Source organism: Streptomyces triticisoli, assembly GCF_003270085.1.
GTDB classification, from domain to species: Bacteria; Actinomycetota; Actinomycetes; order Streptomycetales; family Streptomycetaceae; genus Streptomyces; species Streptomyces triticisoli.
On record NZ_QFDQ01000001.1, the window covers coordinates 24,665 to 38,386 of the forward strand.

Consider the following 13,722-nt stretch of genomic DNA (forward strand, 5'->3'; position numbering starts at 1 on the left):
GAGTGGCATAGGGAGTCGTCAATGGCCAAAACCATGGACGTGGCTGAGTTGGCCGCGATACTCGACGGGCATGCTGTCGTCCGGGCCAGGTTGGTGTTGGTCGCCGTCGATGAGAGTGGCTGGCGACTGCACCACGGCGAGATCACCCTGAACAACGTCGAGCCCGTTGTGGAGCGGTCCTGGCGCTACGCCACGGCCACCTTCCTAGAGCTTCCCTTGCCCGGCGCGGTGGCTGCCAATCTGCTGCGCCGCGAGCGTCAGGAGGTCTTCGGCCTGCAGGTGGAGTTCCCCGGACAGCCGACCGCCTCCAGTGCCTCCGTCCAGCGTCTGCGGGGTCGCCAGGACTGGGCGCGGCTGAGCACGCCGTGGCCGCGAACCGAGTGGACGGTCAACCAGGACGTCAACCTGCCGACCCCCGCCCAGGAGGTACTCGTCGGTGAGGGCCCCACTTACCTGAACTTCGACGCCGCCCTGTGCGCCTTCTTGTACGAGAGTCCGCAGGACAGCCGCCTGGTACGCCCGGACCTGTGGCGCATCATCCAGCCGGATCGCGACGCCTGGTTCCCGAACATCACCATCGGGGCCGACCGTCTCACCGCCACGGTGGCGGGGGAGCACCTAGATGGCGTCATTCTGGAGTTGACCGAACCGACACGTCACCAGCGGCAACCCCTCAATGGCGCCGGCACCTACACCTTCGACCTCCCCCAGGGGCTGGGCCACGACAGCTTGCTTGTACTACGCCGTGATGGGCAGTGGCTGGACCTGCGCTACTTTCCCGCGCCCGTCTACGGCCACGAGCGCGATGCCTCGGTGGTTTGGGAGGACCCCGGTCCTGAGCTCGACATCCTGCTGGCAGGCGGTGAGGGCCCACACCTGGAGCTCAAACGGGAGATCCCGGAGGGGGAGTCCCGCAAGAAGATGCTGAAGACCATCTCGGCATTCGCCTCCAAGGACGGTGGCACCGTCTTGATCGGCATCGAGGACGACCTTCACATCGTGGGACTCGGCCGGCAGGTCAGCGATGACCAGGCGAAGCTCGCGATCACGCAGATGATCCGTAACTGCATAGAACCCGACCCGTCGTACACGCTGCGCGTCATTAACCACAACGGTCTTCGGGTGCTGGCGATCGAGGTATCTGCCGGCGGCCAACCTCACGCCTACCGGAATGGAGAGCGGCTGGAATTCTTCGTTCGCCGGGGCTCCAACACGGTACCGGCCCGCCATTACGAGATAGCCGCCGGATTCCGACACAAATGACGCATCCCATCACAGGCTGGCTGCGGTCGGCCCGGCGGAGTTCACTGCACGGCTTGGTGTAACCAAGTTGGGTCGCGGACCAATTCGCGAGCCATCGGCGGGAAGCCCGCACACGAGGAGACGCTCCGATGACAGGCACCCCCACCAAGTCCGGCGATCACAACCGAAGGCCGATACCTCCTTGGCCGCAGGCTGCGGGGCACGGGCGCTATGCGAGATGGCAGAAGACATGACGCACCCGGGAACCGATCTGGCGTCCCTCGCCCTTCCGCCGGAAGGCTGTACCGTCCTGCGGCAGCAACGTGCAGAGCGCATTCATGCCCACACGATCTCTGTCCGGGCAACCTGGTGGAATGCGGCACTCGCTGAGCGGGGCTTGCCGGGAGGACCGATCGTGGGTCGACTCGAGGGCGCCAGCTCCATGACCATCAGCCGCGGCGAGCTGTTCTCCATGGCGGGTTCCCTCGACAGCGATCGGGACGTCCTGCGGCTGCTGTGGCATGTCCTGGCTTGGGGCAGCGGATCCAGGTTGCGCCTCAACCGCCGCCGGCTCGACGGCATCAGCAAGGCCCCAGGCGCTGCCGCCGCAGCACTGCGGGATGCAGCCCGGCTGTCCCGTACCGATCCAGAAGCCGCCTACCGGTGCCTGTCACCTGGGACCGGCACACCTCTGCCTTACCTTGGCCCTGCCTTCTTCACCAAGTACCTGTACTTCGCTGGCGCTGGTGCCCCCGACCACCCATGTCTCATCATCGACAGCCGGGTCGCCCACGCGTTGAACACTCGATGCGGATGGACGACCCTCCGCAGTGGAGGAAACTGGCCGCCGGAGACCTACCAGCGCTACTGCACTCTTCTTGCCCGCTGGGCACGAGAAGAGAGCGACCGCAGCGGCCGTCAAGTGTGCGCGGACCAGATTGAACGGTGGCTCTTCGAACCCTGATGACTACGAGACCCTGTCAGAGGAGGCACACCGCCTCACGGCTTTTGTTCTTGCCTGACGTCCACGCCCGGAGGCCGACACGGTAGGGGTCCGATCAGACCAATTCAGGCTAGTGAAGCCGCCGGACAGACAAGTCTCCTGGCACTGCTGGGACGACTGACCAGCCACAGCGTCAGGCAAGGAGCATTTAGGCCAGTGCCCCTGGCGGACGTTCCCCGTACTGTCCGTAGTCGATGTTTTGAGCCTTGAGAAATCCTCGCATGGCCGGCGAAATCGGCGGTCGGAAATGAAACTGGCCATATCGCGCTTCTAGCTCAGGCCAAGCCTTATACAGGAGGCGCCCTCGCTCATATGGGTGCACCCATACCCACTCAAGCCACGTTCCGTCGCCGTCACGAGTAAAACCCACAGCGCCAGCAGCAAGCGGAATGGAGGTTTGCGTCTTCACCAAGAGGGCTACCTCACGCCTCTCTTCGGCTTCGTCAACACTGTACGGAGGCGCATCATAATGCCCCTCGCGACGAAACTGTAGCCCTATTTTCTCCGCTATTTTCTGCAGCCTCCTATTGTCGGCCGGAAGAACAATCCCTCCTCCCCCTTCAGGCAGATCCTCTTGATCCCAACCGGTCGAAGCAATTGATCTCGGTCTCATAGGCTCGGTGGTTCGATCCCCGACCGGAGAGCACCACCCGTGAGCACGTCCTCGTCCCGCCGCCCGTTGTCCCTGAGCACGTCCTCGTCCCGCCGCCCGTTGTCCCTGCTGGAGCGGGAAGAGATCTCCCGAGGGCTTGCCGAGGGCCTGGAACAGAAACAGATCGCCGAGCGGATCGGCCGCTGTCCCTCGATCGTCAGCCGCGAGATCCGCCGCCACGGCGGGCGTGAGCGCTACCGGGCGGCTCGGGCCAACTCCGTTGCCGCGCAGACTCGTCGGCGGCCGAAAGCGCGGAAACTCGACCGGTTGCCCGAACTGCGCCGCGAGGTCCTGGCCCGCCTCGGTCAGGGGCACTCGCCCGACCAGATCGCCGGCCGTTTGCGCCGGGAGCGCGGTGGCGGCGACCCTGACCAGGTGATCTCCCACGAGGCCGTCTACACCTGGATCTACGCCCTGCCCAAGGGCGAGCTCGCCCGGCACGGTGTCCAGCTCCGCTCGGGCCGCACCAGCCGCAAGCCCCGCGGCCGGGCCACCACGCCGGGCGCACGGATCATCGGCATGCGCTCCATCGACGACCGTCCCGCAGAGGCCGCCGGCCGTGCCGTGCCCGGCCACTGGGAAGGCGACCTGATCATCGGCAGGAACGGCAAGACCGCGCTGGGCACCCTGGTCGAGCGCACCAGCCGCTTCTTCCTGCCCGTCCCCCTGCCCGGCGGAAAGAACGCCACCAGCGTGTGCGACGCCCTCATCACCACCGTGACCGACGTGCCCGAGACCCTGCGCAGATCACTGACCTGGGACCAGGGCACCGAAATGGCCCAACACCAACGCCTCTCCCTGGCAACGGACTTGGACGTCTACTTTGCTCACCCCCACTCGCCGTGGGAGCGCGGAACGAACGAGAACACCAACCGCCTCCTGCGCGAGTACTTCCCCAAGGGCACCGACATCACCACCGACCCTGCCTACCTCCAGGCGGTAGCCGGCGAACTCAACTCCCGGCCCCGCCGTATCCTGGACTACCGCACCCCCGCAGAAGTCTTCACCGAGCTGCTGACCAGCTCAATTGCTTCCACCGGCTGACGCCGCCCCTTCCAAAATAGGGGATACATGCGTATCGTGGTTCGCTCGCGATGGAAGCTTAGCTCTCCGCGTCGCAGATCGGAATCACTATCAAAAACACTCATCAGCTGAAGCACCTCCTCGCTACAAGAGCCCAGATCTACACATGCATCACCCCTTCCTTCCCAATGCCCAGGAGAGGAAGAGAAGGGGTAACTACTCTCCCAGCATGGCTTTCACGAGTTTAACGCGCCCCTCGATAGCAACCTGCAAAGCGCGGGAAGTCGCCGTATGCAATGGCTCCTTGTAGGTCACGGTTCCGTCCTCGCTCCTCTTCGTAGTAAGGAACCACCCGATGTCGTAGACGTTCTTGCCGATGAACCGCCTCATCATCTCCTGATAACGCTGATTGTACGACAGGCCATTGAAATCCGGATCGGTCTCGAACAGTGCGCGAGTCTCCCTGTCCAGCTTTTCGGTGTCAGGGGTTTCCTCCAACACAAAGATGTAGCCAAGCCAAGGCGGTACGTCACCAAACGGCCGGTTCTCGCTCTGAGCGGCGGCGAGGTCGGTTGCGCTGCCTAGCGCTTCCTCAAATCGGTTGTTGAAGTTCTTTCCCACGCTGCCAACCTGGGACTTAAACTCAAAAGCGGCAACGAGCACTTTCTTATACAGCACTACAAGGTCCCACTGCTTACGCACGCGGTAATACCCGGGCAGGTATGGCTTACCCATGCGGATATCCCCCTCCCCGATACCACAGTCGACGAATGAATCCGCTACTATCTTTTCGAACGCCTTGAGATGCCCGTTTCCTCGCGCCTCTCCACCGGCTTCTCCCCCGTCCTTCTGCTTCTTCCTCTGCTCGTCCCGCTTGATCCAGAAGTGCTCGAGTGCTTGCTGGACGGCTTCCGGCTTCATGGTCGACTCCCTTGTCGCTCAGGCAGACCACGGACTCCGAGTGACGAGTCGTGGCTGACCCAAGTCTGAGGCACAGCACTGACAATGGGGCGTCGGGGCAGCGGCAAACCAGCACCAGTGGTTGCTCGTTGGTCTTCCCGCCGGCGTGGAAGCGGAGGTGGGCTGCGCCCCAGATCGAACGCAGCCCACCGTGCTCATACCGACTAGGAACTGTGGACGTCGCCGTATCGTCCGGGGTTCCTCGCCCTGTCCACAGCCTGTGCACAAGCATCGGCCAACGCGGCGGTGACGGCGTCCTTGTCCGTGCCGCGTACCTGGGCCTCGACCTCTTGGCCGGGACGGCGTGTGGTGTGCCAGCGCACCGGCAGGTCCGTGTAGAGGTCGGTCTCGAACTCCCAGGCCGACACGGACCATTGCTCATCGCGGCCGATGTTGAGCCGTTCGCCGCCTGGCAGGAACACGGCGTGGGCGTGGTGGACGAGCCGGCGGTCGGGCATCCGGTCGCGGATGCCCCGCATGCCGCCGGGGCCTTCTTGCTCCCACTTCGACCGGTCCCACGCTTCGATCTCCGCAGCGTGGCCGGGATGGTCGCTGCCCCACTGGGAGACCACGGTCTCGGCGTGCTCGCGGTGCGCGAAAGGCACGGGACGGTCGCCGAGGCGGGCGACGTACACGGTCATCTCAGCCGGGGCGGGATTCTGGCTCGGTCCGGGCGCGGCACCTCCAGGTGTCGGCTCAGGCGGGTGCAGCGTCGGGCCCCACAGCAGGCCGCCTACCTTTGCGGCCGTCTGCTGGAGGACCTGGCCGGTGAGGTGCTGGTACCGGCTGCGCATCCGCGCCGACTTGCCGGGCTCCCAGCCCATGATGCGGTCGACGATCGCGTCGGGCACACCGAGGATGAGGAGCACGGTGGCTGCCGTGTGGCGGGCATCGTGGAGGCGGCCGTCGCGGACGTTCGCCGCCTTCAGCAGGTCCTTCCACCGGTGGTAGTCGGTGTTGGGGTTGAGCGGCTCGCCGGTCGGCGAGGTGAACACGTACCCCTTCTCCACCCACAGGTCGCGGGCCAGAGCCCGCTCGCGGTCCTGCTTCTCCTTGTGCCGTCGCAGCAGCTTCAGCAGTTCCTCGGGAACGCCGATCGGGCGCTTGCCGGCGCGGGTCTTGGTGTCCTTGGTCTCCCGCCGGACGCTGATCTTCTGCGGGCAGTAGCCGGGCTTGCGTCCGCACTTGTCGCCGCAGCCGTGCTTGTAGCGAGGCCGCAGGCGGCCACGACGCACGAGGATCACACCGTTCTCGAAGTCGACGTCCTCCCACTTGAGGCCGAGGGCCTCGCCCTGGCGCAGGCCGAGCGCGAGGGCGATGACCCAGCGGGCGGTGTTGCGGTGCTTGCCCGCTTCGAGGAGGAGGCGCTGGACCTCCTCCAGCGTGTAGGGCTCGACCTCCTCCTCTTCGATCTTCGGGGCCTTGGCGATGGAGGCCGGGTTGGTGGTGAGGTGCCGTCGCCGTACGGCCTCGTTGAGGGCTGTACGGACGGTGCGGTGGGCCTGGTGGGCGGTGCCGGCGGCGCTGCCGTTTGCCTGCATCTTGCGGTAGAAGCGCTCCAGGTGTTCGGGCTCCAGCTTCTCCAGGCGGTGCGCGCCCAGGCCGGGGATGAGGTGGTGGTAGACGGCCACCCGGTAGCCGTCGATGGTGTTCTCGCCGACGCTGAGCGCGGCGATGTTCTCCACCCAGTGGGTCAACCAGGTTTTGACCGTCCAGGTCTGCCCGGCCTTGCGCACGCCTGTGGAGTCGCGTTGCTTCTCCAGGTCGCGCACGACCTTGGTGACCTCGGCACGTGTCTTGCGGCTGACGTGCCGGCGGTCCGGAGTGCCGTCGTCTTTGACACCAACGGTGACGTAGCCGTGCCAGCGGCCGTCCTTGCCGAGGAAGATCGAGGAGGCGCCGTTCGGCTGGCGGGACTTCTGAGGCTTTCGGGGCTGTGCCATGGGCGCCTGCCTCAGGCCGCGGCGTCGAAGTCCGTGGCCCGGTGGCGGCGGGCTAGGAATTCGCCCACTGCCTCGGCGGGGATGCGGCGCAGGCTGCCGATCTTGACGGAACGTATCTCTCCGGAGGAGACGTACTCGTACATCTTCGTCCGGCCGATGCCCAGACGGCGGGCGGCCTCCTCGACGGTGAGCCCGACCAGGGTGGGGTCGCCGGGTTCGTCACCCCGCTCGGCCATCAGGGCACGCAGGGCCTCTTCGGGGACGCCGAGCAGCTGGGCGATTTGGGTGACGGGCAGGGGGAACTGGGACAAGAGGGCTCCTCAGCCCGGTCGCGTACGGAGCGCCAACTCCGGTGGGACCGGTCGTGGTGGTGGGTGGTTGGGCGGTTGCGCTGTCGCGCTTGATGATGTGCCGCGGTGGAGGGCTCGGTGTTCGCAGCACCGAGGGTCCGGCGGCGAGCCGACTACTCGTCTACGTCGGCGTTGGCGGCCGGCGGGTTGAAGGCGTCGCCGAGCCAGCGGATCAGCCTGGAGCTGGCGCCCTTGTGGCGGTGGAAGTCGCCGTTGGAGGCCGCGTCGAGTTCGTGGGCGAGCAGGTTGCGGACCATGGTGTCCTGGTCCGGGTTGACCTTGGTGTACTCCCGGAGCTGGTCCTGGATGGCGTCCATGGACTTGCCCAGGGCCCGCCATTCCTTCCACAGCTCGACGTACTCGCCGACCAGCCGCCGGATGATCGGGTTGGCCATTTGCCCTGGCGGGCTGGCGAGTTCGTCGAGGGTCATGTCGAAGACCTTGCAGAAGCCGAGCGCCTCGTCGGTGTTGACCCGGCGGCGCGGCTTGCCGCTCTCGATGCGCCAGATCGCGGACTGGCCGATGGGGTGGCCGGCCTCGGCCATCTTCTCGGCCAGGGTGACCGTGCTCCAGCCGCGTGCCTCGCGCTCCAGTTTCACGCGGTCGGCGATGTTGTTCTCGACCGGGGGCCGGTCGCTCACCGTGCGCGCGGAGTCGTCGCCTTTGCCGCTGGCCATGCTCACCTCCTCGTTCGTGCGGTCGTCCGGGCGTGGCCATACCCGTACGGCCGCGGGTACACCACTAAACACTGTTCGGGAGACGAATGCAAGTAGATGTTTCCCGAATGCGCTGGTAGGGTGGTGCCGTCCACCGGTGAACGCGGGTGGACAACGCAGAAACCCCCGGTGCTGCGAACACCGGGGGTGAAGCGGAGATCCTCGCAACCGCCCAACCATGACGATCTGGACCGGTGGCCGGAGTTGGCGCTCCGTATGGCCTGCCGGGAGAGGAGTCCTATGGCCCAGAGTACGGGCCTGTCACCGCAAATGCCATCCCGCCGGCCCGCGGCCACGACCGCCGAGACGATCGTCGACGGTCCGGGCGAACCGCCGTACGCCCTGGACGCCGAGCAGGCGGTGCTCGGCGCGTGCATGCACCACAGCGACGCTGTGGACGAGGTCCGGGCCATCCTGGACGCTGCCGACTTCTACCGGCCCGCGCACGAGACGGTGTGGCGGGCGCTGCTCGCGCTGCGCTCCGCCGACGCGCCCACGGACCCCATCGCCCTGACCGAGCACCTCACGGGAACCGGCGATCTGAACCGCATCGGCGGTCGCGTCTACCTGCACCAACTCGCCGGTGCACCGCCGTCGGTCGGAAACGCCGGCTACTACGCCGAGATCGTCCGGCGCAAGGCCGACCTGCGCCGCCTGCGCGAGACCGGCCTCCGCTTGGTCCAGAGCGTCACGGAGCCGGGCGCCGACCCGGACGAGATACGCAACGCCGCCGAAGCCGAGGTACGGGCCGAGCGGGAACGCGCCCTGGCCTCCGGCACCGGACGACTCTCCCGGTACCTGGTGAACGGCTGGGACTTCGTCACGAAGACCGCCGACATGAAGCCGATCTGGGGCACCCCGGCGCAGACCGCCTGGGCCTCCGGCGAGAGCCTGATGATCGTCGGCCCGCCCGGTGTCGGCAAGACCACCCTCGCCCACCAGGTCGTCCTCGCCCGCATCGGCCTGAAGGACACCGTCCTCGACATGCCGGTCGTGCCGGGCAAGAAGGTGCTGTACCTGGCGATCGACCGGCCCACCCAGATCGCCCGCGCCCTGGCCCGCGCGGTCGATCCCAGGCATGAGGCCGTCCTGCGCGAACGGCTCGCCGTCTGGCAGGGCCCCCTGCCCGCCACCCTCGACAAGGAGCCCGACCTCCTCGCCGACCTCGCCAATGCGCACCAGGCCGACACCCTGGTGGTCGACAGCCTCAAGGACGCCGTCAGCACCATGGTCGACGACGCCCTCGCGGTCGCGTACAACAACGCCCGCGGTCGAGCCGTCCAGAACGGCATCGAGGTCCTGGAGCTGCACCACCAGCGCAAGTCCGGCGCCGAAACCCCCAAGGGCCAACGCCCCACCCTGGACCGGGTCTACGGCTCCACCTGGCTGACCTCCGGCGCCGGCAGCGTGCTGTTCCTCGACGGCAAGCCCGGCGACCCGGCGGTCACCATCCACCACCTCAAGCTCGCCACCGGCGAGATCGGCCCCCTCCAGGTCGTCCACGACCACGAGCGCGGCACCACCACCGTCGACCCGGCCCTCGACCCGATCACGCTCCTGCGCGCGGCACGCGGCGGCCTGACCGTCCGCGAGCTGGCCGGCGTGCTCTCCGGCGAGACCAACCCCGACCGGGCCGACGTCGAGAAGGCCCGGCGCCACCTCGAACGCCTCGTCAAGGCCGGACTGGCCACCAAGGCCGACGGCACGGCAGGCGGCAACGGCGGCGGCCAGCAGGCCCGCTACCACGCCTCCACCCGCCACATCGGCGCCGTGTCCTGACCGCCCGCACCACCGCCTGAACCGTTCACGCGACCGTACACGCACCCCTCGCACGCACACGCCCCGGAAAACCGCTCACGACGTGCACGCTCACCGCAAAGGTGCAGGTAGAGCGATCACGCGAGCGTCCACGCCGCACACGCGCCCAAGCGATCACGCGCGGGGCCCCCTTTAGAAGGGGGCCCGCGTGTACGCCCCCTCCGTGAACGCCCCTCACCCCCTCACCACCAGCCCCACCGCACTACCCCTGGAGTGCCTGACTTGCCCTCTCCTGCCCCGATAGCCCCGACCACCGTCCGCGGCAGCCGCTCCATCCGCGTCGGCATCGTCCTGCTCGCCGCCGTCGCCTTCGCCCTCTCCTACGACGCCCTGCGCCAGATGGCCGTCGCCAGCCACGTGCGCGGGCTGCTCACCTACCTCTTCCCCCTGGTGATCGACGGCTTCATCGCCATCGGCATCGTCGCCCTGCTCATCCTGCGCACCGCCCCGCTGCGCTCCCGCCTCTACGTGTGGACGCTCGTCGGCCTGGCCACCAGCACCAGCATCGGCGCCAACGTCGTCCACGCCATCGGCCTCAACGAGGGCACCCGCCTCCACCTCAACAACACCACCGCCGGCACCCTGTCCGCCATCGCCCCGCTCGCCCTCGCCGGCGCCGTCCACCTCTACCTCGTCATCAACCGCCACCTCGCCGCCAACAGCGCCATGGCGGAAGCGCCCGCCGCCACGCCGCCCACCACCTCCGCCACGCCAAGGCGGAGCCGCCAGACCCTCCACAAGCAGGCAGACGACGCCAGCACAGCTCCGCCCGCCAAGGCGAGCAACGCACCCACGCCCGAGGCCAAGTCCGCCACCACGGCGCCGACCGCCAAGAGGGCGCCCAAGGCGGCCCAGCGCAAACGCACCGTCCCAGAAGAGGAGCTGCTCGCCACGGCCCGCGCCATCGGCTCCGAGACCGGCGAAGTTCCCCGCACCGCCTTGGAGAAGGCGGTCAGGGCCAAGGGCTACACGATCAGCAAGGACGACGCCCAGAAGGCCGCCGCCACCGTCAGGGCGGAACTGAACGCCGCCAAGAACGCCATCGTCGTCTGAGCGCCACCCCAGAACGCCAGGCGGTGGCGAACCACGTACCGCCACCGCCTGGCACAGCCGCCCGAGCGTCGCCGCCAGCCCGCTTCCCGCAAGCGCGGCTCTTCACCCGAGCCACGCCAACCGCGCCAAGGCCGCTCCTCACGGCCACGCAGAACCAACCCCGGCTCAGCCATCCCCGGCTCCGCCACCGCGCGTACAACCCACCTCCCGCACGACTCCTCGGAGATCAACCCCATGCACCACGAGCACCCCGCCACACCTGACACTGCGACCCCAGCCGAATCGGCAGCAAGTTGGAGGTCCGGACACTCCCCCGCAGGGGGAGCGCCCGAACCCGACCCCGCCCCGGGGGTGGCGGGGTCCTCCCGACGCCAGGGGGCGCCGGGAGGAGAGGCTGCGGCCGAGGGCGGACCGCAGCTGGGCAGGGCCGGCCGCAAGGCCAGGGCCGGGAGGAGCAAGCCGCGTCCGCGCGACAAGAAGCAGCGTCCCGCCCACAGCGTCCGCCTCAACGAGCACGAGCTCGCCCTCATCCGGTCCGGCGCCGACCACGTCGGCATGAGCGTGGCCGGGTTCCTGGCCTACTCCGCCCTGGCCGCCGCCCGCGACCAGTCCCGCACCGCCGCGGCCATCGCCACCGAGCGCGATGTCCTGACCGCGCTGTTCGGCGTGCGCCGTCAGCTGGGCTGGGCCGGCAGCAACGTCAACCAGATCGCCAAGGCCCTCAACTCCGGCGTGGACGCACCGCACTTCGCCGCCGCTCTCGCCGATCTGCGACGCGCCGCGCAGGCCGTCCAGCGGGCGGCCGACAGAATCACCAACCGGCGGGAGGATCAGGCGGCTTGATCCCCCGGATCCACCAGCAGGGCAGCAACACCCTCGGCCTCCTGCACTACCTGTACGGCAAGGGCACCCACGAGGAACACATCGACCCGCACCTGGTCGCCTCCTTCGACGGCATGGCTCCCGACCCCGGCCGCGACCCCTCGGTGACGAAGAAGGACCTCCAGCACCTCCTCGACCAGCCCCTGTCCCTCCTCGCCGCAGACCAGCGCCCGGACAAGCACGTCTGGCACTGCTCCGTGCGCGCCGCCCCCGACGACCCGATCCTGTCCGACGAGCAGTGGGCCGAGATCGCCCGCCGCATGGTCGCCGCCACCGGCATCGACCCCGGCGACGGCGCCGGCTGCCGCTGGGCCGCCGTCCGCCACGCCGACGACCACATCCACATCATCGCCGCCCTCGTCCGGGAGGACGGCCGCCGCCCCGACCACCACCGCTCCGGCAAACGCGCCCAGGCCGAGTGCCGCCTGATCGAAAAGGAACTCGGCCTGCACCAGGTCGCGCCCGGTGACGGCACCGCCGCCAAGCGGGCCACCAGCGCCGAGCGCCACAAGGCCGAACGTGAGGGTCGGGACCGCACGGCGCGCGAAGAACTGCGCGAAACCGTCCGCCGCGCAGTGGCCGGCGTGACCGGCGAGGAGGAGTTCTTCGACCGGCTGGCCGCCGCCGGCCTGCTGATCCGCAAGCGCGTCGCGCCCTCCGGTGACCTGCTCGGCTACAAGGTCGCCCTCACCGACGACCGCAACAAGGACGGCGAGCCGGTCTTCTACGCCGGCTCCACACTCGCACCCGACCTGTCCCTGCCCCGCATCCGCGAACGCTGGACCCTTCCCGCAGAGACCGCTGTCTCGGCTCACGACTCCCGGCCGGAGCAATCCGTCCTGCCGGACGTGACGGGTCCCGCGTTCGCGCGGCGCCGGGCCACCGCCGCCACGTGGCAGGCTCTGCTGATCATCGACCACGGCGACGACGGCACGGCGGCAGCCCAGATCGCCGCGGCAGGGGAGATCCTGGACGCGCTCGCCAAGACCTCCGCCGCCCACACCCGCGCCGAACTGCGCAATGCGGCCTTCGCGTTCGAGCGGGCCAGCCGCTCCCACATCAAGGCCGTACGCGGGCACGACCGCGCCCTGCGCCAGGCCGCCCGCGATCTCGTCCACAGCGGGCCCGCCCTGGGCCGCGGCGAAGACGGCGCCACCACCGCCATGCTCATCGACATGGCCTTCTTCCTCGCCACCGCCGCAGCGAACTGGCACGCCAGGAAGCACCACAGCCAGCAGGCAGCCGCCGCCCAACAAGCCGGCGAACACCTGCGCGCCGCCTACCAAGCCGCCGCGGCCCACCCCATGGCCGTCCTCCGCCAGCGAGGCCATCGTCTGGCCCCGCGTGTTCGGCAGCGGCACGCCGGCCTTCTCCACCAGGTGCTGCCGGAGCTGGCCGAACGAATCCGGGCCGAGGCCGGCTGGCCCGCCCTGGCCGCCACCCTCGACGACGCCCGCAGGGCCGGCCACGACCCGGCCGCCCTACTCACCGAAGCCGCCCGACGGCGCGAGCTCGATACCGCCACCTCCATCAGCGACGTCCTCGTCTGGCGGCTGCGGCGCAGCGCCCACCTGCCCGCCCTACCCGAGAGCCCCCAGGACACGCCTCCCCGAGGCAGTCGGCGCCCAGGGTCCCCAGCGCCCAGCAACCTGCCAACGCCGAGCGCTGTCACCGATTTCAGCCACCGACGCTGACCGGAAGGCGACGGAACATAGCCGGTCGCAGGTACGGACCGGCCCCAGCCACGGGCCGTGACGCGCAGGTAACGCCGGAACAAGGCACCGCAGCGCGAAGCCGGGCCTCCCGTTTGGAGGCCCGGCTTTGGCCCGCGTCAAGCTGCTGCGCCACAAGCTCGGCCAGCTCCGTGTGCTCCAGGCACCGACGGCAGTCGGCTGTGCCATCGGATGTGAAGATAGCCAGGGCCGTGTCAACCCGGGTCGCTAACCTGGAAGTTGCCGCCTGGGCGAGCCGACCCCTGCGGTCCTTCACACGTCGGAGGTGGTGGGTGGCGATGAGTGTTCCTCCCCAGCAAGGCCCGGCTGACGATCTCGTGCCGGCGTGGGGGCGCAAGCTGACGGTG

Annotated in this window: 10 protein-coding genes and 1 pseudogene; 7 read left to right on the forward strand and 4 right to left on the reverse strand. The window is 68.7% G+C overall.

Annotated features, from left to right (window positions below; genetic code table 11):
- The first annotated feature begins 21 nt into the window (after positions 1-21).
- The 3 genes from DEP02_RS00140 (at position 22) to DEP02_RS00150 (ending at position 3,941) form a co-directional block, all read left to right on the forward strand.
- Positions 22-1,263, forward strand: a complete 1,242-nt coding sequence (locus tag DEP02_RS00140) for an AlbA family DNA-binding domain-containing protein (protein WP_112465237.1) — start codon at positions 22-24, stop codon at positions 1,261-1,263.
- 229 nt (positions 1,264-1,492) lie between these two features.
- The gene (locus tag DEP02_RS00145) at positions 1,493-2,206 is read left to right on the forward strand and encodes an 8-oxoguanine DNA glycosylase OGG fold protein (protein ID WP_112465238.1); all 714 of its coding nucleotides are present in this window, start codon (positions 1,493-1,495) and stop codon (positions 2,204-2,206) included.
- A 691-nt stretch (positions 2,207-2,897) separates the two neighbouring features.
- On the forward strand, positions 2,898-3,941 hold the full coding sequence (locus DEP02_RS00150; protein ID WP_232838889.1) for an IS30 family transposase: 1,044 nt from the start codon (positions 2,898-2,900) through the stop codon (positions 3,939-3,941).
- A gap of 195 nt (positions 3,942-4,136) precedes the next feature.
- On the opposite strand, the gene DEP02_RS00155 is transcribed toward DEP02_RS00150, so the two are convergent.
- The 4 genes and pseudogenes from DEP02_RS00155 to DEP02_RS00170 all read right to left on the reverse strand — a co-directional run bounded on the left by DEP02_RS00155 (position 4,137) and on the right by DEP02_RS00170 (position 7,850).
- Positions 4,137-4,841 (reverse strand): PaeR7I family type II restriction endonuclease, encoded by a 705-nt coding sequence (locus DEP02_RS00155; RefSeq protein WP_112465239.1) that lies wholly within the window; start codon positions 4,839-4,841, stop codon positions 4,137-4,139.
- Between the two features lie 758 nt (positions 4,842-5,599).
- Positions 5,600-6,823, reverse strand: a pseudogene (locus tag DEP02_RS00160) (tyrosine-type recombinase/integrase); the annotation flags it as partial.
- A gap of 11 nt (positions 6,824-6,834) precedes the next feature.
- A complete protein-coding gene (locus DEP02_RS00165; RefSeq protein ID WP_112465241.1) occupies positions 6,835-7,134 on the reverse strand; it encodes a helix-turn-helix domain-containing protein in 300 nt (99 codons plus the stop codon).
- Positions 7,135-7,286: 152 nt separating this feature from the next.
- A complete protein-coding gene (locus tag DEP02_RS00170; RefSeq protein WP_111002271.1) occupies positions 7,287-7,850 on the reverse strand; it encodes a helix-turn-helix domain-containing protein in 564 nt (187 codons plus the stop codon).
- Between the two features lie 279 nt (positions 7,851-8,129).
- On the opposite strand from DEP02_RS00170, the gene DEP02_RS00175 reads away from it, so the two are divergent.
- From DEP02_RS00175 to DEP02_RS00190, 4 genes are all read left to right on the forward strand, one after another.
- Positions 8,130-9,668, forward strand: a complete 1,539-nt coding sequence (locus tag DEP02_RS00175) for a DnaB-like helicase N-terminal domain-containing protein (protein ID WP_112465242.1) — start codon at positions 8,130-8,132, stop codon at positions 9,666-9,668.
- A gap of 252 nt (positions 9,669-9,920) precedes the next feature.
- Positions 9,921-10,760 (forward strand): DUF2637 domain-containing protein, encoded by an 840-nt coding sequence (locus tag DEP02_RS00180; RefSeq protein ID WP_438947707.1) that lies wholly within the window; start codon positions 9,921-9,923, stop codon positions 10,758-10,760.
- A 351-nt stretch (positions 10,761-11,111) separates the two neighbouring features.
- Positions 11,112-11,603: a plasmid mobilization relaxosome protein MobC gene (gene mobC, locus DEP02_RS00185; protein WP_112465244.1), complete on the forward strand. Its 492-nt coding sequence runs from the start codon at positions 11,112-11,114 to the stop codon at positions 11,601-11,603.
- Entirely contained in the window at positions 11,600-13,336 is a 1,737-nt protein-coding gene (locus DEP02_RS00190) for a relaxase/mobilization nuclease domain-containing protein (RefSeq protein ID WP_112465245.1), read from the forward strand. The genes mobC and DEP02_RS00190 overlap by 4 nt, the downstream gene beginning before the upstream one ends.
- Positions 13,337-13,722 lie beyond the last annotated feature (386 nt).

Excerpts from the sequence above, each read along its gene's own strand:
- DEP02_RS00145 (WP_112465238.1), top strand. The coding sequence starts at position 1,493 with ATGACGCACCCGGGAACCGATCTGGCGTCCCTCGCCCTTCCGCCGGAA.
- DEP02_RS00170 (WP_111002271.1), bottom strand. The coding sequence starts at position 7,850 with ATGGCCAGCGGCAAAGGCGACGACTCCGCGCGCACGGTGAGCGACCGG.
- DEP02_RS00140 (WP_112465237.1), top strand. The coding sequence starts at position 22 with ATGGCCAAAACCATGGACGTGGCTGAGTTGGCCGCGATACTCGACGGG.
- DEP02_RS00175 (WP_112465242.1), top strand. The coding sequence starts at position 8,130 with ATGGCCCAGAGTACGGGCCTGTCACCGCAAATGCCATCCCGCCGGCCC.
- DEP02_RS00155 (WP_112465239.1), bottom strand. The coding sequence starts at position 4,841 with ATGAAGCCGGAAGCCGTCCAGCAAGCACTCGAGCACTTCTGGATCAAG.